24 protein-coding genes are annotated in these 21,779 nt (G+C 74.4%); 15 read left to right on the forward strand and 9 right to left on the reverse strand.

What is annotated here, in order from left to right; genetic code table 11:
- Positions 1-152: 152 nt before the first annotated feature.
- The 3 genes from V1J52_RS06895 to V1J52_RS06905 form a co-directional block, all read right to left on the reverse strand.
- The gene (locus V1J52_RS06895) at positions 153-752 is read right to left on the reverse strand and encodes a SecDF P1 head subdomain-containing protein (protein WP_330138695.1); all 600 of its coding nucleotides are present in this window, start codon (positions 750-752) and stop codon (positions 153-155) included.
- A 198-nt stretch (positions 753-950) separates the two neighbouring features.
- Positions 951-2,147: a hypothetical protein gene (locus V1J52_RS06900; protein ID WP_330138696.1), complete on the reverse strand. Its 1,197-nt coding sequence runs from the start codon at positions 2,145-2,147 to the stop codon at positions 951-953.
- The gene (locus V1J52_RS06905; RefSeq protein ID WP_330138861.1) at positions 2,147-2,794 is read right to left on the reverse strand and encodes an RNA polymerase sigma factor; all 648 of its coding nucleotides are present in this window, start codon (positions 2,792-2,794) and stop codon (positions 2,147-2,149) included. Before V1J52_RS06905 ends, V1J52_RS06900 begins: the two co-directional genes overlap by 1 nt.
- A gap of 418 nt (positions 2,795-3,212) precedes the next feature.
- Between V1J52_RS06905 and V1J52_RS06910 the strand changes: the two genes are divergently transcribed.
- The 3 genes from V1J52_RS06910 (at position 3,213) to V1J52_RS06920 (ending at position 5,303) form a co-directional block, all read left to right on the forward strand.
- A complete protein-coding gene (locus V1J52_RS06910) occupies positions 3,213-3,803 on the forward strand; it encodes an RNA polymerase sigma factor (RefSeq protein WP_330138697.1) in 591 nt (196 codons plus the stop codon).
- Positions 3,796-4,749 carry a hypothetical protein gene (locus tag V1J52_RS06915; protein ID WP_330138698.1) on the forward strand — a complete coding sequence of 318 codons (954 nt, stop codon included), beginning with the start codon at positions 3,796-3,798 and terminating at the stop codon, positions 4,747-4,749. The genes V1J52_RS06910 and V1J52_RS06915 overlap by 8 nt, the downstream gene beginning before the upstream one ends.
- 122 nt (positions 4,750-4,871) lie before the next feature.
- Positions 4,872-5,303: a hypothetical protein gene (locus tag V1J52_RS06920; RefSeq protein ID WP_330138699.1), complete on the forward strand. Its 432-nt coding sequence runs from the start codon at positions 4,872-4,874 to the stop codon at positions 5,301-5,303.
- Positions 5,304-5,622: 319 nt separating this feature from the next.
- Here V1J52_RS06920 and V1J52_RS06925 read toward each other — a convergent pair whose 3' ends face one another.
- Positions 5,623-7,308 carry a beta-N-acetylhexosaminidase gene (locus V1J52_RS06925; RefSeq protein WP_330138700.1) on the reverse strand — a complete coding sequence of 562 codons (1,686 nt, stop codon included), beginning with the start codon at positions 7,306-7,308 and terminating at the stop codon, positions 5,623-5,625.
- Positions 7,309-7,610: 302 nt separating this feature from the next.
- Here V1J52_RS06925 and V1J52_RS06930 point away from each other — a divergent pair, with 302 nt between their 5' ends.
- The 5 genes from V1J52_RS06930 (at position 7,611) to V1J52_RS06950 (ending at position 11,652) form a co-directional block, all read left to right on the forward strand.
- Positions 7,611-8,138, forward strand: a complete 528-nt coding sequence (locus tag V1J52_RS06930) for a 2-oxo-4-hydroxy-4-carboxy-5-ureidoimidazoline decarboxylase (protein ID WP_330138701.1) — start codon at positions 7,611-7,613, stop codon at positions 8,136-8,138.
- A gap of 133 nt (positions 8,139-8,271) precedes the next feature.
- Positions 8,272-8,652 carry a succinate dehydrogenase, cytochrome b556 subunit gene (sdhC, locus tag V1J52_RS06935; RefSeq protein WP_330138702.1) on the forward strand — a complete coding sequence of 127 codons (381 nt, stop codon included), beginning with the start codon at positions 8,272-8,274 and terminating at the stop codon, positions 8,650-8,652.
- A 6-nt stretch (positions 8,653-8,658) separates the two neighbouring features.
- On the forward strand, positions 8,659-9,117 hold the full coding sequence (locus V1J52_RS06940) for a succinate dehydrogenase hydrophobic membrane anchor subunit (RefSeq protein ID WP_330138703.1): 459 nt from the start codon (positions 8,659-8,661) through the stop codon (positions 9,115-9,117).
- Between the two features lie 19 nt (positions 9,118-9,136).
- The gene (gene sdhA / locus V1J52_RS06945; RefSeq protein WP_330138704.1) at positions 9,137-10,891 is read left to right on the forward strand and encodes a succinate dehydrogenase flavoprotein subunit; all 1,755 of its coding nucleotides are present in this window, start codon (positions 9,137-9,139) and stop codon (positions 10,889-10,891) included.
- Positions 10,891-11,652 (forward strand): succinate dehydrogenase iron-sulfur subunit, encoded by a 762-nt coding sequence (locus V1J52_RS06950; protein ID WP_330138705.1) that lies wholly within the window; start codon positions 10,891-10,893, stop codon positions 11,650-11,652. The genes sdhA and V1J52_RS06950 overlap by 1 nt, the downstream gene beginning before the upstream one ends.
- 119 nt (positions 11,653-11,771) lie before the next feature.
- On the opposite strand, the gene V1J52_RS06955 is transcribed toward V1J52_RS06950, so the two are convergent.
- Positions 11,772-12,521: an SAM-dependent methyltransferase gene (locus tag V1J52_RS06955; protein ID WP_330138706.1), complete on the reverse strand. Its 750-nt coding sequence runs from the start codon at positions 12,519-12,521 to the stop codon at positions 11,772-11,774.
- Between the two features lie 172 nt (positions 12,522-12,693).
- On the opposite strand from V1J52_RS06955, the gene V1J52_RS06960 reads away from it, so the two are divergent.
- The 3 genes from V1J52_RS06960 (at position 12,694) to V1J52_RS06970 (ending at position 14,752) form a co-directional block, all read left to right on the forward strand.
- Positions 12,694-12,936, forward strand: coding sequence for a DUF4190 domain-containing protein (locus V1J52_RS06960; RefSeq protein WP_330138707.1), 243 nt, complete (start codon positions 12,694-12,696; stop codon positions 12,934-12,936).
- Between the two features lie 185 nt (positions 12,937-13,121).
- Positions 13,122-13,397 carry an SCO4848 family membrane protein gene (locus tag V1J52_RS06965; protein ID WP_330138708.1) on the forward strand — a complete coding sequence of 92 codons (276 nt, stop codon included), beginning with the start codon at positions 13,122-13,124 and terminating at the stop codon, positions 13,395-13,397.
- Positions 13,394-14,752 (forward strand): metallophosphoesterase, encoded by a 1,359-nt coding sequence (locus tag V1J52_RS06970; protein ID WP_330138709.1) that lies wholly within the window; start codon positions 13,394-13,396, stop codon positions 14,750-14,752. The genes V1J52_RS06965 and V1J52_RS06970 overlap by 4 nt, the downstream gene beginning before the upstream one ends.
- A gap of 60 nt (positions 14,753-14,812) precedes the next feature.
- Here the strand turns inward: V1J52_RS06970 and V1J52_RS06975 are convergent, their stop codons facing one another.
- From V1J52_RS06975 to V1J52_RS06985, 3 genes are all read right to left on the reverse strand, one after another.
- Positions 14,813-15,277, reverse strand: a complete 465-nt coding sequence (locus V1J52_RS06975; RefSeq protein ID WP_330138710.1) for a carboxymuconolactone decarboxylase family protein — start codon at positions 15,275-15,277, stop codon at positions 14,813-14,815.
- A gap of 284 nt (positions 15,278-15,561) precedes the next feature.
- On the reverse strand, positions 15,562-15,987 hold the full coding sequence (locus V1J52_RS06980) for an ATP-binding protein (protein WP_330138711.1): 426 nt from the start codon (positions 15,985-15,987) through the stop codon (positions 15,562-15,564).
- A 73-nt stretch (positions 15,988-16,060) separates the two neighbouring features.
- On the reverse strand, positions 16,061-16,585 hold the full coding sequence (locus V1J52_RS06985; protein WP_330138712.1) for a hypothetical protein: 525 nt from the start codon (positions 16,583-16,585) through the stop codon (positions 16,061-16,063).
- A 170-nt stretch (positions 16,586-16,755) separates the two neighbouring features.
- Between V1J52_RS06985 and V1J52_RS06990 the strand changes: the two genes are divergently transcribed.
- The 4 genes from V1J52_RS06990 (at position 16,756) to pdxR (ending at position 20,366) form a co-directional block, all read left to right on the forward strand.
- Positions 16,756-18,153 carry an NsdA family TPR-like regulatory protein gene (locus V1J52_RS06990; RefSeq protein WP_330138713.1) on the forward strand — a complete coding sequence of 466 codons (1,398 nt, stop codon included), beginning with the start codon at positions 16,756-16,758 and terminating at the stop codon, positions 18,151-18,153.
- Positions 18,146-18,298 (forward strand): hypothetical protein, encoded by a 153-nt coding sequence (locus V1J52_RS06995; RefSeq protein WP_330138714.1) that lies wholly within the window; start codon positions 18,146-18,148, stop codon positions 18,296-18,298. The genes V1J52_RS06990 and V1J52_RS06995 overlap by 8 nt, the downstream gene beginning before the upstream one ends.
- Entirely contained in the window at positions 18,298-18,861 is a 564-nt protein-coding gene (locus tag V1J52_RS07000) for a GNAT family N-acetyltransferase (RefSeq protein ID WP_330138715.1), read from the forward strand. Before V1J52_RS06995 ends, V1J52_RS07000 begins: the two co-directional genes overlap by 1 nt.
- A 113-nt stretch (positions 18,862-18,974) precedes the next feature.
- The gene (pdxR, locus tag V1J52_RS07005; protein WP_330138716.1) at positions 18,975-20,366 is read left to right on the forward strand and encodes a MocR-like pyridoxine biosynthesis transcription factor PdxR; all 1,392 of its coding nucleotides are present in this window, start codon (positions 18,975-18,977) and stop codon (positions 20,364-20,366) included.
- 37 nt (positions 20,367-20,403) lie between these two features.
- Here the strand turns inward: pdxR and rocD are convergent, their stop codons facing one another.
- Complete coding sequence (gene rocD / locus V1J52_RS07010; RefSeq protein ID WP_330138717.1) at positions 20,404-21,609, reverse strand: ornithine--oxo-acid transaminase; 1,206 nt, start codon at positions 21,607-21,609, stop codon at positions 20,404-20,406.
- Positions 21,610-21,779: the final 170 nt, after the last annotated feature.

A 21,779-nucleotide genomic window follows, 5' to 3' on the forward strand; every position in this document is an offset into this window, starting at 1 on the left:
CCCGAATTCACCCGGATGACAGGTCAGGTTCACCTGTTCGTGGCGGCCCGGCCACCCACCGCGCCGGACGGCGGGCGGCGCGGCCCGCGCCGTTCACCCCCAGGCCACCGGACCGCCCGGTTCCGGGACGTCTCGGCGGGCGGGCGGCGGGCTCAGCCGCCGCCCAGGCGGCGGGCCAGGTCGCGGGCGCCCTCCTGGCCGAAGGAGCCGATGATCTGCACCGTCCCGCCGGTGAGCGTCTCGTAGACCGCGGGCGCGGACAGCAGCCGGTCGCCGTCGGGCTCCTGGAGCACGACGGCGACCTGGTTGCGCGGCGGTGCCTCGCCGACGACGCGGGCGGTGAGGTCGGCGAACCGGTCGGCGTCGGCGGCGGACAGCTCGACGCGCACGAGCCATGTCCCCATCTGCTTGTCGTAGGCGGCCTCGGCCCGCAGTGTCTCGGTCACCGTCATCGCGGCGGCGTCCAGGAGTCCGTAGCACTTGTTCGCGTCACCGGTGGTGTCCGCCACCCACTGCCCGGTCCCCGTGGGGCACGGCCCGGTGACGACCTGCTCGACGGGGTGGAAGCGAATCGGCTGTCCGACGGGGACGGGCGTGGCCGACGCGGACGGCGCCGGGGCACCGGGCTCCGGCTTCCCGGAGCCGTCCCCGCCCCCACCGCCGCCGGACGTGCAGCCGGCGACCGCCAGGAAGGCGGCCGCCAGGATGAGGAGCGCGGACGAGGTGCTCTGACGCGGTGTGTTCCCCTGCATGCCCGGAGTGTGGCAGCCCCGGGAGCGGCCCGGTGGGCACTTCCCGGAAGAGGGGGGAGATGGGGCGCGGGCGGGATCGGGGGAACATATCCCGCCCGCGCCGATGCGCGGACCCGTCGGTACGGGGGGAACCTCGGGTGGCGCGCTCGCCGATGACCAGTCGGCTCACTCTCTACTGCGTCACGGTGGCGAAAAACGTTACTCCGGCGAGGCGGAGGTGGCCGGTGAGGCACTTGGGGCGGGTGTGACGACCGGGGTGGCGGAGGGCCCGGGAGTCGGCTCGGCGGACGGCTCCGGCTCGGGCGACGGCGTCGGGGCCGGCGCGGGTGACTCTCCACCGTCCAGCTCGTCACCGCCCTCCAGCTCGTCCCCGCCTTCCAGCCCGTCCCCGCCTTCCAGCCCGTCGCCACCTTCCAGCTCGTCACCGCCTTCCAGCTCGTCACCGCCTTCCAGCCCGTCACCGCCTTCCAGCTCGTCGCCACCTTCCAGCCCGTCGCCGCCTTCCAGCCCGTCGTCCGGGTCTCCCGGGGTGCTGGGCAGGACGGGGCCGGGGACCGCGGGCGGTTCCGGGTTGCCGTGCTCCTTGCAGAATCGTTCCACCTTCGCGGCGCCACCCGCGGCGGAAACCAGCTCCACACGCTCGGCCGACGCGATGTTCCGGTCCGCGTGCTTCTGGCAGAGCGCCACCACCACGGGCCGGTCCGCCTCCTTCAGCGGCGGCGGGAGCGGCGGGAACCGGCCGGGCTCGTTCCAGGCGTCCGGCCGCGGCCGGACGTCCTCGCTCCGGCCGACACCCGCGGCCTCCCGGCCGCCGCCCTCACCGACGCCGCTCTCACCGGAGCCGCGGCCGTCGGTACGGCCGGTGCCGTCGGTGCTTCCGTCTCCGGTGCTTCCGTCGCCGGTGCCCGGGGACCCGGGCACGCCGCCGCTCGCCCGCGTCCCGGCGGCCTCTCCCCCGTCCGCCGGGACGAGGGGCGCGGTGGTGCCCGGCAGGGGCTGCCGGTCGCCGCCCGTGCCGAACGGCTTGGAGAGGGCCCCGGTGGTGGCGGCCACCGCGACCCCGCCGAGCGCGCAGCCCGCGAGGGCGACCGCGAGTCCGGCTCTCAGCGGACGGCCGGACATGCGCAACACGCGGCGACCCGCACCGGGGTGCGGGTCGTCCAGTCTTTCGGCGTACGGTTCCGGGGGACTGCTCCGGGCCGCGCGGAAGGCCGCCAGCGCGGCGTCCTCACCCGCCAGCCGCCCGTCCGGGGCGTGCGCGGACGGCGCCAGCGCGCCGAGCGCGTCGGCGAGGCGTCCGGCTTCCCGCGCTCCGGGGGTGTCGGGCCGCTGCCCGCGCAGCAGCCGCTCCGCAGCCTCCTCGTCCAGCCATCTGTACCGGTCGTCGTCGGCCATCACGTTTCCCTCAGCGTTCGCGCCGCCCTTTCCGTCACACTGCGGGATTGGTTCACCGGTTGATGTGGAATGGTTCCATCCACCCCATCGACCTCATCAGCCCCGTCGAGCAGCTCCGCCAGCTTACGCAGTCCCCGGTGGGAGGCGGTACGGACGGCACCCGCCCGCTTGCCGAGCACCTGCGCGGCGCTCTTGGCGTCGAGGCCGACGACCACGCGCAGCACGACGGCCTCCGCCTGATCACGCGGGAGCTGGGAGATGAGCGCCATCGTGCGCCCCGTTCCCAGCGACTCCAGGGCCTCGTCGGCCGTGTCGGCGCCGTCCGGCATGCCGGTCAGCTCGCTCTCGTCCGCACCCGTGGCGGGACGCCTGCCACGGGCCCGGATGTGGTCCAGGGCCCGGTTCCGGGCGATCCGGGCCGTCCAGCCGCGGAACTTGTCGGCGTCGCCCTCGAACCGGTTCAGGTCCCGGGCTATCTGGAGCCACGCCTCGGAGGCGACGTCCTCGGCGTCCGCCTCGGGGACGAGCGTCCTGACGTAGCCGAGCAGCCGAGGCTGCACGGCGCGGTACACCAAGCGGAAGGCGCACTCGTCACCCTCCTGTGCCGCGTAAACCGCGGCGGTCAGCTCCGCGTCGTCCCCCTGCACGCTGTCCTGCCCCACTGCGTCGTGTTGAGAGTGTCGGTCCCGGCCACACCCCTGGCCGGGCGTGCCATCGCTTCAAGGATGTTCAAGCTTCGACCAATGTCGACGCGAAGCAGCACGCTAAGCCCTCCGGCGCACCCTCGTCCATGCCGGACCGGTGAGTAGGTGAAATTGCATCTGTACTTGCAGCTGTACTTGCACGCGCCCAACCTCCTGGCATCCGGAGTAACACATCGAGGCCCCCCGGCGCTGAGTGGAGTACGGACCTGCCTGCGCAGTCCGTGAACGAAGACGGCCGGGGTCTCTCCTGTGGGGGGTGGCGACCTCGGCCGTCCTCGCGTTCCGGCCCAGGTCTACCCCGCCCCCACCAACTCCGTGGTAAGCCAGTTCCGTAGACGGCGGCACGTGCGAGGATCGACGCGTGGCAGAGGCAGCGAACACCCGTTCGGGGGTGCTCACCTCCCTCGTCCTGCGCGCTCAGCGGGGAGACGAGGAAGCGTTCCGGGCCGTCTACCGCCAGGTGAATCCGGACCTCCTGCGCTACGCCCGCGTGATCGTCGGCCAGGACGCGGAGGACGTGGTGGCCGAGACCTGGCTCCACCTCTCCCGCGACCTCCTGCGGTTCGACGGGGACGGTGCCGCCTTCCGCCGCTTCGCCCTGGCCGTCACCCGCAACCGGGCGCGCGACCTGCTCCGGCACCGCGGACGGCGGGTCACGGAGATCGCCGCGCCGCCCCAGCAGTTACCCGAACCGCGGATACCCGCGGGCGAGGCCGCCCGGGACGCGGCGGAGATCGTCGGCACCCGGCTCTCCACCCGCGCGGCCCTCGACGTGATCGGCACCCTGCCGAAGCCGCAGGCCGAAGCCGTCATACTGCGAGTGGTCCTCGGGCTCGACGCCAGGAGCGCGGCCGACATCCTCGGCAAACGGCCCGGAGCGGTGGCGATGGCCCTCTCCCGCGGACTGAAGACGCTGGCCCGCCGGTACGGAGGTGACGCGGCCGATGCGTGACGACGACGGCCCGGACGCGCCCGGCCACCCCCGCCTCCCCGCCGCGCTGGAGGCCGCGACGGCGCCCGCCACCCCGGAGGAGACGGCCGGGGAGGAGGCCGCCGTGGCCGCCTTCCGCGCCGCCCGCGCGGCGGCGGGCACGCCCGGCGCGGCCGCCCCCGCGGCTCCGGGGGCCGCCGCTCCCGCGCGGCCGGGACGCCGGCGGCGGTGGGGCCGCACGGCCGGGTTCGGGCTCGCCGCGGTCGCCCTGCTGGGCGGCGGCGCGGCGGCGGCCACCGGCGGCCTGCCCTTCGTCCCCCGGGCCGCCGCGCCCGGGCAGCCGTCCGCCACCGCACCGCCGTCCGCCGCGCCGGGGGTTACCACCCGGCCCGCTCCCGGCGTCCCGGCACCGGCCGCACCGACCGGCCCGGCGCCCTCCGGCTCCCCCGCCTCCCCGGCCCCGGCGGACAGCCCCGGCCGCGCCCCGGCGTCCGCCGGCCCCGCTCCGGCCGGCTCCGGGGCGGTGGCGGACCTGTGCCGGACCTACCTCCAGCAGCCCGCGCACCAGCGTGCGGACCTCGTGCACACCCCCGCGTTCGCACCGCTGCTCCGGGCGGCGGGCGGACCCGAAGCGGTCGCCGCCCACTGCGGCGCCGCCGCGCCGCCCGCCGCGGCGCACCCCTCCCCCACCGCCGCGCAGCCCCCGCCCCACGCCGGGCAGCCCTCACCGCCCGCCGCCCCCCATTCCCCGCCCGCCGCCCAGCGTCCCCCGTCCGGCACCCCCGGCACCCCCGGCGGACCGGGCGGACCGGGCGCACCGGGCGGACCGGGCCGGGGCGGCGGGCAGCCCGCCGCGGACCGGCCCCGGAACGGCTCGGAGCCGGCGGCCCGCCCGGACGGACCGCCCGCCGCGGAACGGCGGGCGCCGCAGGCGCCCCCCGCCGCGGCCCCGCACTCCGCAGAGTGACCCAGATCACACCCGAAGGGCGTGAAGTTCCGCGCCCGGTCGTCGCTCCGTAGACGGGCGGCCGTCACGGCCGTCCGTCCACACCGCTCCCTCACACCCCTCACCCGTGAACGGAGAGCACCATGCGCACGCAGACGGCCGACAGCAGACCCACCGCACGCCACATGCGGCCCCACGTGGCCGCCTTCGTCACCCGCCTCACCGACCGGGGCCGCGTCCCGCTGGACTACACCGTCGACAGCCTCAAGGTCGTCGACCACATCATCGACGGGCTCCGCCGCGGCAGTCCGGCCCCGGACCGGGTGCGCGGCACGTTATTCGACCTGGGCGCCTACGCGGGCGAGGTCCTGGTGCGCCGCACGGGCGCGCAGTGGGTCGACCTCAGCTCCCAGCACCAGCGCCTGTTCGCCCAGCCGGTCGGCATCCGGATGCCCGACGCCCGCGTCTGGAACCCCGTCGGCAAGGCCGTCAACCGTTTCGAGGCCGGTCCGCCGGAATCGCTCCACACCCTCTACCTCCTCCTCCATGGCCGCCGTCCCGCCACCGCGCCCTGACCGGCGCGGCCCGGACCCCGGGGCGTGCCCGCCGAGGAGCGCGCACCGGGGACAGCCGCCACGCACCTCTTCCCTCCCCGGCCCCGAAGACCCGTGCACCGCAGGAGGCGCCGCACATGACGCAGGACGACGACGAGCCGCCGACGCCGCTGCCGGACGCCGGGGAGCCGCGTCCGAACTGGCTGTACTTCGGCGTCGTCGCGCTGGTCGTCGGCGTCGCCCTGGGCCTGTGGGCGCTCACGTCCCGCAGCGAGGCCGGTCCGGCGCACGGCACGGCCGGGGCGGAACCGCCCCGCCCGGCGCCGCCCCGTCCCGCCGGTCAGTCCACGCGGTCGGCCAGCTCGGTGAACCGGGACCAGCTCAGCTCCGGTTCGGCCGGGTCCCACAGCTTCTGGGCGGTCGCCGCGAGCGGGAGCCGGATGCCCTCGGCCACCTCGGCGGTGCTCTGCGCGCCGGACAGGTCGCACCAGACGGCGAACCGGCCGCCGGGTATGCGGTCGGCGTTCGCGTACCGCGCGGGGACGGGTTCGCTGCCGCGCAGCACGTCGGGGGTCCACTCCTCGTAGATGGCCTCGCCCGTCGGGTAGGTGAACTCGTTCGGCTCCCCGAGGACGTAGTAGAGGTACCGGCTGTTGAGGTTGAGCAGGTCCCAGCCCTCCTCCAGGTACGACACCGGTTCGCGGGCTCCGATCTCCCGTCCCGTCCAGTAGGTGACCTGCCGGTTCCCGCTGGGTTCCACGGCACCGTCCGCGTGCATGCCGTCGTTCCACACCTGCGGCGTCTTGCCGTGCCCGGTGACGGTGGCGGCCCGGTCGTTGAGCCAGGCGGTCGCCAGGTCCTCGATGCGTGCCTGCGGGCCGTGGGCCCGGACTGCCGCGCGCTGGAGGGCGGGGAAGGAGGCGGCCGGGTCCGCGCGCAGCAGCGGCGCGTACTCGTCGCCGCCGAGGTGGAAGTAGCGGCCGGGGAAGAGGGGGGCGAACTCGTCCAGGAGCTCGTCCACGAGGCCGGCGGCGCGCGGGTCGGTGATGTCGATGGCACCGCGCACCGGGTCGCCGCCGGCGTCGCGGAGCTGGAGGTCCGGATGGGCCTTGAGGACGGCACCGAGGTGGCCGGGCGAGTCGATCTCCGGGACGACGGTCACGTGCAGGGAGCGGGCGAGGTCGATGATGCCGCGCACCTCGTCCTTTGTCAGGTGCTGCTCGGAGACGATCTCGGGGTGGGAGTCGCTCTCGATGCGGAAGCCCTGGTCGTCGGCGAAGTGCAGGTGGAGCTGGTTGAGCTTGAGGTCCGCCATCTCGCGGACGCGGTCCTCGATCCAGTCGGCCGGGAAGTGCTTGCGGGCCGTGTCGATGAGCAGGCCGCGCTGCGGACGGTCGGGCCGGTCGCGTACCTCGCCCTCGGAGACGTAGCCCCGGTCGCGCACCGTCTGGAGGAGGGTGCGGGTGCCGTAGAAGACGCCCGCCTCCGCGCTGCCGGTGATGCGCACCCGGCCGTCGCCGGTGGTGAGCGTGTACGCCTCGCGCCCGCCGTCCGCGCCAGGATCGACGGCCAGCTCCACGTCACCGGCGCGGGCCGGGCCGCCGGAGGCGTCGATGCCCAGTTCCCCGGCGAGCCGCCGGGCCTCGTCGGCGAGGGGGCCCGCCGGGTCGGCGACGACGCGGGAGTCCTCGCCCGGTTCCCAGCCGGGGCCGCGCCCGGGTTCCCACGCGCGTACCGCGGGTATCACCCGCGGCTCGGGCGCGGGCCGGGCCCGGGGCGAGGGCGAGGGGCTGCGCGGACCCTCCTGCGCGGAGGCCGCGGGCGGCTGCTCCCCGGCCGTGACGCCGGACGGCCCGCCGGTGTCCGGGTCGCCGCCCCCGGTGAGCTGGGTCGCGGTGACCACCGTCGCCGCGCAGAACGCCAGGGCCGCGCCGCCCAGGACCGCGTGCCGCCGGGCGCGCCGCCGGGCGTCGGACCGCCGCCCGGCGTGCCGCCCGCCGCGCTGTACCGCTCGCTTTCCGGCCATGCTGGCACTGTAAGCGCACCCGGCGCCGCTCTCCTGTCGGACCGGAGGGCGCGGACGGGGCGCGGCGGGGCCGTCGCGCCCCGTCCGCGCCCTCCTGAACCCTCCTCCGCGCCGGCCCGGGAAGCGGGCCCCGCGTCCGGCCCGGGCGGCCCGTCGCGGTGCCGGGGCAACCCCGGGCGGCCCGCGAGCGTCCCTTACGGGTGACAAACACGTATCCGTCGGGGGATGTCCGTCCCCTCCCGTTACGGTGGAGGGGCCGGGGGTCCGACCGCCCGGCCCGCCTTTTTCGTTCCGAGGAGTTCATGCGCCTGTCCGCCCAGCGCGGTCCGCGCACGCCACTCGGCCGGCTCAACGACGCTCCGGCCGAGGACGCCGCGGCCGCCCTGCTCACCTGCTGCGGCAGTGAGCGCTGGGCGCGGCTCCTGGCCGGGCACCGTCCGTACCCGGACGCTGACACGCTGTTGGCGGCGGCCGAGGAGGCGGGCTACGACCTGACGGACACCGACGTCTCCGAGGCGCTGGCGGCCGAGTCCGCACACCATCCGCTCACCGAGGGGCCGGGGGCGCTGGCCGCGCACACGGCACTGCGGGCGGCGCACGCCGCGTACGAGAGCCGCTTCGGGTACGCCTTCGTCATCTGCCTGGACGCCCTGCCGCCCGCCGAACGGCTGGACGCGGTACTGGAGGCGATCCGATTCCGGCTGGCGCACCGCCCGGAGGAGGAGCGGGCCGTCGCCGCCGAGGAACTGCGCCGTCTGGCACTGGCCCGGCTGCGCGCCCTGGTGGCCGGTTCCGGACTGACCCGCCGTAGTCCGTCCGTGCCTGATTGATCACATCTATGCCCCCCACGCGGGCGGACCGACACGGCGTCGCTACCATGGCGGCGGCCGGTGGACCGTACCCGGCCGGGCCGACCGACACTGAAGCCGGCAGGCCCTTTCCCCGCTCCCGGAGGGTATTTCCGTGCCGGCTGGAACGCTGTACCGCGGCCGGGAAGGCATGTGGTCCTGGGTGGCTCACCGAGTCACCGGCGTCCTCATCTTCTTCTTCCTGTTCGTGCATGTCCTCGACACCGCTCTCGTGCGGGTCTCCCCCGAGGCCTACGACGAGACCATCGCGGTGTACAAGACGCCCCTCGTGGCCCTGATGGAGTACGGCCTCGTCGCCGCCGTCCTGTTCCACGCACTCAACGGCCTGCGGGTCGTCGCCGTGGACTTCTGGTCCAAGGGCGCCCGCTACCAGAAGCACATGCTGTGGACGGTCGTGGGGATCTGGGCCGTGCTGATGGCCGGCGCCTTCTGGCCGATCCTCTCGCACGCGATCTACGAGCAGTTCGGGAGCTGATGCGCGATGTCCGTCACCCTTGACTCCGACTCCAACACGCCCTCCGTGGAGAACCCGGCCCCCGTCATCGAGCCGCCGCGCGCCCGCACCGGGCGCACGCCGAAGGTGACCACCGGCAACTTCGAGCTGTATGGCTGGGTCTTCATGCGGGTGTCCGGCATCGTGCTGGTCGCCCTGGTCATCGGCCACCTGCTGATCCAGCTCGTCCTGGACGGCGGCGTCACCAAGATCGGCTTCGCCTTCGTCGCCGGGCGCTGGGCGTCCCCGTTCTGGATGACGTGGGACCTGCTCATGCTGTGGCTCGCCATGCTGCACGGGGCGAACGGCCTGCGCACGATCATCAACGACTACGCCGAACGGGCCAAGACCCGGTTCTGGCTGAAGTGGCTGCTGTACACCGCGACGGTGTTCACCGTCCTCCTGGGCACGCTGGTGATCTTCACCTTCGACCCGAACATCCGCTGAGGGCTGAGGTACCGAGCTCATGAAGATCCACAAGTACGACACCGTCATCGTCGGCGCCGGCGGCGCGGGCATGCGGGCGGCCATCGAGTCGACGAAGCGCTGCCGCACCGCCGTCCTCACCAAGCTGTACCCGACCCGTTCGCACACCGGCGCCGCCCAGGGCGGCATGGCCGCGGCCCTGGCGAACGTGGAGGAGGACAACTGGGAGTGGCACACCTTCGACACGGTCAAGGGCGGTGACTACCTGGTCGACCAGGACGCCGCCGAGATCCTGGCGAAGGAGGCCATCGACGCCGTCCTCGACCTGGAGAAGATGGGCCTGCCGTTCAACCGCACCCCGGACGGCACCATCGACCAGCGCCGCTTCGGCGGCCACAGCCGCAACCACGGCGAGGCGCCGGTGCGCCGGTCCTGCTACGCCGCCGACCGCACCGGCCACATGATCCTCCAGACGCTGTACCAGAACTGCGTCAAGGAGGGCGTGGAGTTCTACAACGAGTTCTACGTCCTGGACCTGCTGCTCAGCGAGGTCGACGGCGTCAGGCGCACCGCGGGGGTCGTCGCCTACGACCTGGCCACCGGCGAGATCCACGTCTTCCAGGCCAAGGCCGTCATCTTCGCCTCCGGCGGCAACGGCAAGTTCTTCAAGGTCTCCTCCAACGCGCACACGCTGACCGGTGACGGCCAGGCCGCCGCGTTCCGGCGCGGCCTGCCGCTGGAGGACATGGAGTTCTTCCAGTTCCACCCGACCGGCATCTGGCGTATGGGCATCCTGCTCACCGAGGGCGCGCGCGGCGAGGGCGGCATCCTGCGCAACAAGGACGGCGAGCGCTTCATGGAGAAGTACGCGCCCGTCATGAAGGACCTCGCCTCCCGCGACGTCGTCTCGCGCTCGATCTACACCGAGATCCGCGAGGGCCGGGGCTGCGGCCCGGAGGGCGACCACGTCTTCCTCGACCTCACGCACCTGCCGCCGGAGCAGCTGGACGCCAAGCTGCCGGACATCACCGAGTTCGCGCGGACGTACCTGGGCATCGAGCCCTACACGGACCCGATCCCGATCCAGCCGACCGCGCACTACGCCATGGGCGGCATCCCGACGAACGTCCAGGGCGAGGTGCTGGCCGACAACACCACCGTCGTGCCCGGCCTGTACGCCGCGGGCGAGGTGGCCTGCGTGTCCGTGCACGGCGCGAACCGGCTCGGCACCAACTCGCTGCTGGACATCAACGTGTTCGGCCGCCGCGCGGGCATCGCCGCCGCCGAGTACGCCGCCACGGCCGACCACGTCGAGCTGCCGGAGGCCCCGGAGTCGCTGGTGGTCGAGCAGATCGAGCGGCTGCGCAGCTCCAGCGGCAGCGAGCGGGTCACCGAGATCCGCAAGGCGCTCCAGGACACCATGGACAAGAACGTCATGGTGTTCCGCACGGAGCAGACGCTCAAGGAGGCCGTCGAGGAGATCGGCTCGCTGCGCAAGCGCTACCTGAACATCACCGTCCAGGACAAGGGCAAGCGGTTCAACACCGACCTGCTGGAGGCCGTCGAGCTGGGCAACCTGCTGGAGCTGGCCGAGGTCACCGCGGTCTCCGCGCTCGCCCGCAAGGAGTCCCGCGGCGGGCACTACCGCGAGGACTACCCCAACCGCGACGACGTCAACTTCATGCGCCACACGATGGCGTACCGCGAGGTCGGCGCCGACGGCGCCGAGTCGATCCGGCTGGACTACAAGCCGGTCGTGACGACCCGCTACCAGCCGATGGAGCGTAAGTACTGATGAGCACCACGACCCTGGAGAAGAGCGACGCGTCGTCCCCGGCGGTCGCGCCGAACATCACGGCGACGTTCCGCATCCGCCGGTTCAATCCCGAGGTGGCCACCGACGCCACCTGGGAGGACTTCACGATCGAGATCGACCCCAAGGAGCGCGTCCTGGACGCCCTCCACAAGATCAAGTGGGAGCTGGACGGGACGCTGACGTTCCGCCGCTCCTGCGCGCACGGCATCTGCGGTTCGGACGCCATGCGGATCAACGGGCGCAACCGGCTGGCGTGCAAGACGCTGATCAAGGACATCAACCCGGAGAAGCCGATCACCGTGGAGGCCATCAAGGGCCTCACCGTCCTCAAGGACCTGGTGGTCGACATGGAGCCGTTCTTCCAGGCGTACCGGGACGTGATGCCCTTCCTGGTGGCGCAGGGCAACGAGCCGACGCGCGAGCGGCGGCAGTCGGCCGAGGACCGCGAGCGGTTCGACGACACCACCAAGTGCATCCTGTGCGCCGCGTGCACGTCCTCGTGCCCGGTCTACTGGAACGACGGGCAGTACTTCGGCCCGGCGGCGATCGTCAACGCGCACCGCTTCATCTTCGACTCGCGCGACGACGCGGGCGAGCAGCGGCTGGAGATCCTGAACGACCGCGACGGCGTGTGGCGCTGCCGCACGACGTTCAACTGCACGGACGCCTGTCCGCGCGGCATCGAGGTCACCAAGGCCATCCAGGAGGTCAAGCGCGCGCTGATCACCCGGCGCTACTGAGCCGGGCCGCCACGCGCTCCGCGGGCCCCGCACGCCGCCCGGCGTGCGGGGCCCGCGCCGTTCCCCGGCCGCGCCGCGCCGCCCCGGCACCCCGGTGCCCGCCCGGTGCCCGCCGGGCGTCAGGACGGCACCGGGCGCAGGACGAGCGTGACGAAGCCGAGCGTGCCCCGGTAGCCCGCCAGCCAGCCGTCGCGGTGCGCGGTGGCGCGCCGCAGCGCCTCCGCGCTGTGCGGGTGGCCGGGGTTCTCCAGCGCCCAGCGGGTCAGGGAACCCGTCCAGGACCACTCGTAGGCGTCCCACTCCGCGGGCGAGCTGGTGTGCCCGTACACCGGCGCCCAGCCGTCCCCGGTGACGCGGCCGACCGTGGTGGCCAGGTCCGCGAACTCGTCCTCGGTGGCGCCCAGCGCGTCGAGGGCGGCCGGGCCCGGCGGCCGCTCCCAGAACCCGTCGCCCACGACCGCCACGCCGCCGGGCGCCAGGCGCGGACGGACGGCGGCGAGCGTGGGGAGGAGCCCGCCGAACGCGTGCGTGGCCCCGACGCACAGCACGACGTCGAACGGCTCGGGGTCGCCGTGGTCCCGCGCGGGGCCGTGGTGCAGCGTGAGCCGGCCGGCGACGCCGAGCCGCTCGGCGTCCGCGCGGGCGGCCGACAGGGCGTCGGCGTCGAGGTCCACGCCCACGCCGCGGACCTCCGGGTGCGCGGCCAGCGCCCGGTGGAGCCAGACACCCTGCCCGCAGCCGAGGTCCAGCACGCGTCCCGCGCCGCGGGGCACCGCCCGCTCCAGCAGGCGTTCCACGGACGCGTCCGCGAGGGGGGCGGCGACGGGGTGGCCGGTGTGGGCGATCCGGCTGGCGTTCAGTGCGGTCATCCGCGCAGTGTGCCGCCCGCGCCAGGTTCGGACCAGCGGGTTTCGGCAGCACGCGGGCGCAGGCCGGGCCCGGCCCGTCCCTCACCCGATCGGCGTGCATGGTCGGGCGGTTCGGGGGCATCCGCTTGGCCTGACGCTTTATCGGAACCTTATGGCTGAAGGAGAGTGCGACATGGCGGGCACCAGGACGACGCAGTCCACGAACAACGGTATGGCGATCGCGAGCCTCGTCCTCGGAATCATCGGCCTCTTCGTCTTCCCGATCGTGCTGGGACCGATCGCGCTGATCCTCGGTTTCCTCGCGCACCGCTCCTCGCCGTCCGGGCTGGCGAAGGCGGGCATCGTGCTGGGCGCGATCGACACCATCCTCGGCATCATCTTCATCGCCACCGGCGGTTTCGGCCTCATCGGCTGACCTGGCCCCCGAACGCCCACGCGTGGGGCGGTTCCCCGGCGACACCGGGGAGCCGCCCCACGCGCACGTCGCCGCCCGGGACGGCCGGCGGCCCCGGACGGGGGGCACCCCGCGCGGGGCCGGCGGTCCCGTTCCGGGTACCCCGGTTTGGACTCCCGCGGGCGCTTGACCGATCCTTGACTTTCATGAAGCTCTCGCGCCCCGTGTCCTGGTTCCTGCTGGCCTTCGGGGCGTGGTCGTGGTTCGTGTGGATCACGTTCGTGCGGAACCTGTGGAAGAACGGCAGCGGGCTCGCGTTCGACGACGCGGGGGACCCGACCGGCTACTTCTGGGTGCACCTCGCACTCGCCGTCACCTCGTTCGTGCTGGGCACGGCCATCGGTGTGATCGGTGCGCGCGGGCTGCGGGCCCTGCGGGGGCACGGAGCGGCGAGGACCGAGGGTAGGGGGAGCACACGATGAGGTTCGTCTTCTTGCTGGTGGTGCTGGTGGTGCTGGGCACCGCCCACTGGTACCTGTGGAAGCGGCTGGTCAAGGACGTCTCCGCGCCGGGCGGGGCCTACCGCAGAACCGGTACGGCGCTGGCCGTGCTGCTGCCGGTCACCGCCGTCGCGGCGCAGGCGCTCGGCCGCTCCGACGCGGTGCCGTTCGCGGTGCACCGGGTGCTCGCGTGGCCGGGGTTCATGTGGTTCGCGGTGCTGGTGTACCTGCTGCTGGCGCTCCTCGCGCTGGAGCCGGTGCGCCCGCTCGCCCGGCGGCTGCTGGAACGCCGCGCGGCCGCGAGGACGGTGCCGCGGCGGGCGCCGGAGCGGGAGCAGGAGCAGGCCCGGGACCGCGAGCCGGAGCCGGAGCTGGTGGCGGTCCCGGACGGCGGCGGGCAGGCCTCCGGGGGTGACGCGGCGCACCCGGCACGGCCGGGGGCCGGACCGGGGGCGGAACCGGGGGCGGAACCGGAGCACCGGCCGGAACCGGCGGAGCGGCCCGGCGGTCCGTCGCGGCGGCTGTTCGTCGCCCGGGCGGCCGCCGTCACGGCCGGGGCCGTCGCGGCGGGAACCGTCGGCTACGGCACGTACAGCGTCCTGGGCATCGGGCCGCGGCTGAAGCGCGTCACCGTGCCGCTCGCCAAGCTGCCGCGCGCCGCGCACGGCTACCGGATCGCCGTCGTCAGCGACATCCACATAGGTCCCATACTGGGCCGGTCCCACACCCAGCGGATCGTGGACATCATCAACCGGGCGAACCCCGACGCCGTCGCCATCGTCGGGGACCTCGTGGACGGCTCCGTCACCCACCTGGGCGAGGCGGCTGAACCACTGGCCGGTCTGTCGGCGCGGGACGGCTCGTACTTCGTCACCGGCAACCACGAGTACTTCTCCGGCGCCGGCCAGTGGGTGGACTTCGTCCGCGAGCTGGGCGTGCGTCCGCTGGAGAACGAGCGCACCGAACTGGCCGGCTTCGACCTGGCCGGCGTCAACGACATCGCCGGCGAGGACTACGAGGAGGGGCCCGACTACGCCGCCGCGCTCGGCGACCGCGACCCGGGCCGCGCCTCCGTCCTGCTGGCCCACCAGCCGGTGATGATCCACGACGCCGTGGAGCACGGCGTGGACCTCCAGCTCTCCGGCCACACCCACGGCGGCCAGATGTGGCCGGGCACCTACCTGGCGGCGCTGGCCAACCCCACGCTCGCCGGGCTGGAGCGCTACGGCGACACCCAGCTGTACGTGAGCCGGGGCGCCGGGGCCTGGGGGCCGCCGGTGCGGGTGGGCGCCGAACCGGACATCACCGTCGTGGAGCTGGCCAGCCGCCAGGCGTGAGCCGGACGCGCCCGGGCCGGGCGGGGTGCGCCCGGCCCGGCCGGGGCCGGGGCCGGGGCCCTACCGGCCCAGCGTCGGCGTCTTGCGGGTGGTGACGGCGATGCGGTTCCACACGTTGATGGTGAAGATCATGGCGATGAGCTGTGCCAGCTCCGGTTCCGTGAAGTGCGCGGCGGCCCGCTCGTACACCTCGTCCGGCACGAAGCCGTCGGTCAGGACGGTGACGGCCTCCGTCAGCGCGAGCGCCGCCCGCTCCTTGTCGGTGTAGACCGTCCCGGCCTCCTCCCAGGCGCTCAGCAGGTAGACGCGCTCCTCCGACTCGCCCTTGGCACGGGCCTCGCGGATGTGCATGTCCAGGCAGAACGCGCAGTGGTTGAGCTGCGAGGCCCTGATCTTGACCAGTTCCGCCAGCGTGGGGTCCACGCCGTCCGAGGCGGCGGCGTCGAGGGCGACCATGGCCTTGTAGACGGCCGGGGCGTGCGCGAAGAAGTCCATACGGGGTCCGTGCTTGTGCTGTGTCGTCATGGCTTCGACCCTAGGACGGCAACGGCCCGCCCGCCTGGTCCACTTCGGCCTCCCGACCGTGGGCCACTTCCACCCCCACCGGGCTTGGTCCGCTGTGCCCGCGGGCCGCCGCCGGACCCGGCCTCGCCGGGCGCACCTTCGCACCCGACACGGCCGCACCCGGAACGCGAAGGCGCGGCCCCTGGGGAAGGTGACCGCGCCGGTCCGGCGGCGGGCGGCTACGCGGCGTCCTCGCCCGGAGGCACCGTCCGGTCGACGAGGTGCTGGAGGCGTGCCCCCACCGCTCAGGCACCGCAGCCCTCCGCGTCGGCGTCGAGGTCGGCCCACACGCGCTTCCCCCACCGCAGGGGCTCGACGCCCCACCGGGGGCACAGGGCGTTGACGAGGAGCAGGCCGCGGCCGGACTCCGCCAGGTCCGCGACAGGGCGAAGGCTCAGCGCCGGCACCTTCCGGGACAGGTCCGCCACGGACACCTGGACGACGGCCTGGTCCAGCCGCGAGGCGGACACCCGGATCGTCTCCCGCCGACCGTGGTTCACGGCGTTGGCCACCAGCTCGGTCACGACGAGCTGCGCGGAGTCGGTGAGGGCCTCCAGGCCCCACAGGTGCAGCGCACGGTCGACCAGGCCGCGCGCGGTCTTGGCGGACTCCGCGCGGCGAGGCAGGCACTCCGTGAACGCGGGCCTCCCACCGGCCAGGGTCTCGGCCATCACGCGCGCACCGTTCCTCGTGAACCGGGGGCCAGCACCACCGGCCGCTGCCGGGGAGGAGCCAGACAGGGCCTCACGCATCGCCGCCGCCCTCCTCGCCGGTGGGCTTGCGGGTGGCGTCCCGCCCGAGAGCCACCAGGTCCCCCAGCCGGTCCGGCGGGCACAGCAGCCCAGGGCCGTCCAGCGGCACCACCCACCACGGGCAGTCCTCCTCTTGAGGCTCGATCACATGCGGGGCCGGGACGAGGAGGAGGGCCCGGTGGTGATGCACCGTCGCCCCCGCCACGCGCCACGTCTGCGCGGCGGACGCGGGCACGAGCGCGGTGTAACAGCCGCCGTCACGGAAGCCGACCCGGGTGAAGAAGACGGGGCCGCCCTCCAACGCTTCCGCGAGCGGGGCCGCGCACGTCACCGGGTCGTCCAGCCCGACCGCGCCATGCACCACGTCGGCCGGGACGAGGACCGCCCCGAACAGGGCACCGGGCCGCAGCCACGCCGCGCCCATGGTCGTCCACCGGCCGTAGCTCTGCTCGGTGGACGGGGCCGCCGACAGAAGCCAGTGCCCACCCGCCTTCGCCCTCTCGCCGGAAGTCGTCAACGACGTGACCGACCCCGCCGCGCGCTGTTCCATGCATGCCCCCAAGCGGCATTTATGCGAATCGATGTGACCTACGTCATCGAACCGGCATTACGGTGGTATGGGCAGCACCGGTCAACGCTCATCTGCATTACCGGTATTAACGCGCTGCTTGGGAGGGTGGACAATCCGTGACGACGCCTCGCGCGCGCAACGACCGGCTCCGGCTCGCCGTAGAGGAAGCGGGCCTGACGTACGACCAGTTCGCCGTTGACGTCCGCCACATCGCGGCCGAGGCCGGCGGAACCCTGCGGACGAACCAGTCCGCCGTCTCCCACTGGGTCGCCGGCAGACCGCCGACCTCTGCAACGTGCGCATACATTGCCGAAGCCCTGTCCCGCCGCCTCGGGCGGCACATCACCCCGGCCGCCTTCGGCTGGCAGGTGCCCGGACATGGCGACGGGCCCGACGCCCGGCTTGGGCTGGGCATCGGACCCGATCCAGTGGACACCGTACGGCGAATCGGGGAGGCCGACATCAATCGTCGCAAGATCCTTACGGGAGCGGCCTACAGCGTCGCCGCCGCGGCCCTGCCGCTCGGCTTCGCCCAGGCAGCCGAAGCACAGACCAGGGCAACAGGCGGATCCGGTCGCATGGTCGGCGAAGGCGACATCGAAGCCGTCCGCTCAATGCTCAAGGCGTTCACCGCGAGCGACGAGCGCCAGGGCGGGCTGCACGGCCGCTCCGCCGTCGTCCAGTACCTCCGCACCGACGTCGCCGACCTCACCCGGGCCCGGTTCGCCAAGGAGTCCGTACGGGGCGACGCGCTCACGGCCGCCGCCGCGTTCGCGTTCCTCGCCGGGTGGAAGGCTTACGACGCCGGGGAACACGGACTGGCCCAGCGCTACTACCTCCAGAGCCTCGGCCTGACCCGGGAGGCCGACAACCCCCTCCACGAGGCGTGGGTCCTGCGGATCATGGCCCACAACGGTATGGACATCGCACGCCCGGAGCACACGCTGGACCTCGCGGACGCCGCCCTGTCGCTGGCCGCCAACCGCGCCGAGCCCGGCATGCTGTCCATGTTCGTCGTCTGCCGGGCTCGTGCCCTCGCCGTCGCCGGCCGCGGCCCGGAGGCCGTCGCAGAGGTCCGCCGCGCACAAGACCTCGCCATCCGGGGCGAGGACGACGTCCGGCCGTACTGGCTCACCCTGTCCGGCGCCCCCAGGGCAGCCGTGGCCTCCCACTCCGCGAAGGTCTTCCGCGCGCTCAAGGACCACCCCAACGCGGCCAAGCAGTACGCCTCCGCCGGCCGCAGTTACGGCAGCGCCGACCAAGGCGGCCTCTCCCGCATCACGGCCCTGTCCCTGGCTTCCCTGGGCAAGGAGCAGGCGGCCCAAGGCCACCTGGAGGAAGCGTGCGCGTCCTGGGACAAGGCCCTGGTCCGGTTCGGCGGGGTGTACTCCGACCGCGCGGTCAAGCAGGTCGGCTCCATCCGCCGACAGCTCACCGTCTTCGAGCGCCGAGGCGTCGCGGTCGCGGCCGAGCTGGATGACCGCGCGCGGTCCTGGCAGCTCGCCCATGCCTGACCGACTGCACGCTGACGTGGACGCCGGACTTCAAGGCCGAGACCACCGGCGCGGTGACCGCTCGGCCGGTCAGACTGCCAAGGACTCCGCGCGGGCCGCGGCCGACGAGCTGGCCGCGTACGCCCGGAAGAAGGAGGCCGCGTGATGCCCCCGGTGACGTATGAGCGCCACGACGGACCGGACGCCGCCGCCGCGGCGCTCGGCCACTTCCTCCCGGCCTACGAGGAGGTCTACGCCGACCCCCCGTACAGCGAGGGGCCCGGCGACGTCGCCCAGTTCACCGAGCACTACGCCCACCACGTCCAGCGGCACGGGATGCGCCTCGTCCTCGCCCGCGACGGCGAGGACGTCGTCGGCTTCTCCTACGGCTACTACCTGCCCGCCGACACCGGATGGTGGAGCAACGTCGACCGCCACCTGGACGAGGACTTCACCCGGGAGACCGGCGTCCGGACCTGGGTGGTCCTGGAGCTTGCCGTCCGCCGGCCGTGGCGCCGCCAGGGCATCGCACGGGGCCTCCACGACGCGCTGCTGGACGGCCTGGCCGCCGAGCGGGTCACCCTCACCGTGCGGCCGGAGCCGGAGGCCGCCCCGGCCCAGGCCGCGTACGCCGCCTGGGGCTACCAGCCCGTGGGCACCTCCCACCCGTGGGAGGACGCCCCGTACTACACCGCCCTGGTTCTGGACCGCACCGCCGACCGCACGTGACCGCCTCGCCCTGACCCGGCCCCGCGCACGAGAACGCCCCGCTCGGCTCCACCTGGGCCGGTCTCCCGACCGTGGGCCGCTTCCGCCCCCGGCGGGTGCGTAGGGTCAAGGCCGTGACCGGTGGCTGGGATCTGCATCTGGAGCTGGACGCCCGCGGCGGAGTGCGGGCCGCGCTCATCCGTGAGCTGCGGGACGCCGTCCGCGGCGGGCGGCTGGCGCCGGGGACGCGGCTGCCGTCGTCCCGGGCGCTGGCGGCGGACCTCGGGGTGGCCAGGAACACCGTGGCGGAGGCGTATGGGGAGCTGGTGGCCGAGGGGTGGCTCACCGCGCGGCAGGGCTCGGGCACCCGGGTGGCCGCCCGGTCGGAACCGGTGCGGCGACGGGCTCCCGCGCGGGTGCCGCAGCGGCGCGCCCCGGCGGCCCCGCGGCGCCACCACGACCTGCGCACCGGCCGACCCGACGTCTCCGCCTTCCCCCGCGCCGCCTGGCTGGCCTCCGCCCGGCGGGCGCTGACCGCGGCCCCGAGCGCGGCCCTCGGCTTCGGGGACGCGCAGGGCCGTCCGGAGCTGCGGGAGGCGCTGGCGGGGTACCTGGCGCGGGCGCGGGGCGTGCGGGTGGCGCCGGAGCGCGTCGTCGTCTGCCAGGGGTTCGTGGAGGCCCTGGAGCTGCTGGCCCGGCTGCTGCGCTGTCCGATGGCGGTCGAGTCGTACGGGCTGTGGATGCACCGGGAGATCCTGGAGCGGGCCCGGGTGCCCACGGTGCCGCTGCCGGTGGACGGGCACGGTGCCGACGTGGCCCGCCTGCCGGAGTCCGGGGCGCGGGCGGTGCTGCTCACCCCCGCGCACCAGTACCCGACCGGCGCCGCACTGCACCCGGACCGCCGGGCGGCCGTCGTGGACTGGGCCCGCACCACCGGGGGGCTCGTCCTGGAGGACGACTACGACGGCGAGTTCCGCTACGACCGGCAGCCGGTCGGCGCCGTGCAGGGCCTGGACCCGGAGCGGGTCGTCTACCTCGGCACCGCGAGCAAGAGCCTGTCGCCGGGGCTGCGGCTGGGCTGGATGGTGCTGCCGCAGGACCTGGTCGAGCCGGTGCTCGCGGTGAAGGCCGAACGGACGTCGAGCACGCTGGACCAGCTCACGCTCGCGGACTTCCTCGTCTCGGGGGCGTACGACCGGCACGTGCGGGCCATGCGGCTGCGGTACCGGCGCCGCCGGGACGCGCTCGTCGCGGCCCTCGCCGAGCGCCACCCGCACGTCCGCGTCACCGGGATCGCCGCCGGGCTGCACGCCGTGCTGGAACTGCCGCCCGGGACCGAGCCGGACGCCGTGCGCGGCGCCGCCTGGCAGGGCCTCGCGGTGGACGGCCTCGCCCGGTTCCGGCACCCGGCGGCGCCGGAGGCGGCCCCGGCCGACGCGCTCGTCGTCGGGTACGGCGCGCCGCCCGAGCACGCCTTCGCCGACGCCCTGGACGCCCTGTGCCGCGCCCTGCCCGCCGCGCCCTGACGGGCGGCCGGGCGGGGCGGGAGCGGGCGGGGCCGCGTCAGGCAGCCAGGACGTCCCGCAGCCGGTCCAGGCCCCAGTCCAGGTCCTCCTTGCTGATGACCAGCGGCGGCGCGATCCGGATCGTGGAGCCGTGCGTGTCCTTGACCAGCACGCCCTCGGCCATCAGCCGTTCGGAGATCTCCCGCCCGGTCCCCAGCGCCGGATCGACGTCCACCCCGGCCCACAGGCCCCGGCCTCGCACTCCCGTCACCCGCCCGGTGCCCGCCAGCAGGGCCAGCTCGGCGTGCAGGTGGTCGCCCAGTTCGGCGGCCCGGCGCTGGTGGTCGCCCTCCTCCAGCATGGCGACGACCTCCAGCGCGACGGCACAGGCCAGCGGGTTGCCGCCGAACGTCGAACCGTGTTCGCCCGGCCGGAAGACGCCGAGCACCGCGCGGGAGGAGACCACCGCGGAGACGGGCACGATGCCGCCGCCCAGCGCCTTGCCGAGCACGTACACGTCCGGCACGACGCCCTCGTGCTCGCAGGCGAAGGTGCGCCCGGTGCGGCCGAGGCCGCTCTGGATCTCGTCCGCGATGAACAGCACGTTCCGCGCCCGGGTCAGCTCGCGCACCCCGGCCAGGTAGCCGGGCGGCGGCACGAGCACGCCAGCCTCGCCCTGCACGGGCTCCAGCAGGACGGCGACGGTGTCCTCGTCGACCGCCTCCGCCAGCGCCGCGAGGTCACCGTAGGGCACGATCGTGAAGCCGGGCGTGTAGGGGCCGTAGTCGGCGCGGGCCTCCTCGTCCGTGGAGAAGCTGACGATGGTCGTGGTGCGGCCGTGGAAGTTGCCGTCGGCGACGACGATCCGCGCCCGGCCGTCGGGCACGCCCTTGACCCGGTAGCCCCACTTGCGGGCCGTCTTGACGGCCGTCTCCACGGCCTCGGCGCCGGTGTTCATCGGCAGGACGGCCTCCATGCCGCACAGCCGGGCGAGCCGGACGCAGAAGTCGGCGAACCGGTCGTGGTGGAAGGCGCGCGAGGTGAGGGTCAGCCGGTCGAGCTGGGCGCGGGCGGCGGCGGTCAGCCGCGGGTGGCCGTGCCCGAAGTTGAGCGCCGAGTACCCGGCGAGCAGGTCGAGGTACCGGCGGCCCTCGACGTCCGTCATCCAGGCGCCCTCCGCGGAGGAGAGGACGACGGGCAGGGGGTGGTAGTTGTGGGCGCTGTGTGCGTCGGCGGTGGCGATCAGCTCGGTGGAGGTGGGCATCGCTCGCTCCGTTCGTCCGGTCAACGCTGGGTGGCCTCGTGGGCCTGCCTCTTTCTACCGCCTCCTTGCGCCGCCTGTCCGGTATGCGCAGCGGATTTCCGCGGAAGACCCGCCCGTGGCGCCGGATTTCGCGCCGGTCGCGGCACTGGTCCGTGCCCGTGCCGAAGCCG

The sequence above is a fragment of the Streptomyces solitudinis genome (assembly GCF_036323765.1).
GTDB lineage: Bacteria > Actinomycetota > Actinomycetes > Streptomycetales > Streptomycetaceae > Streptomyces.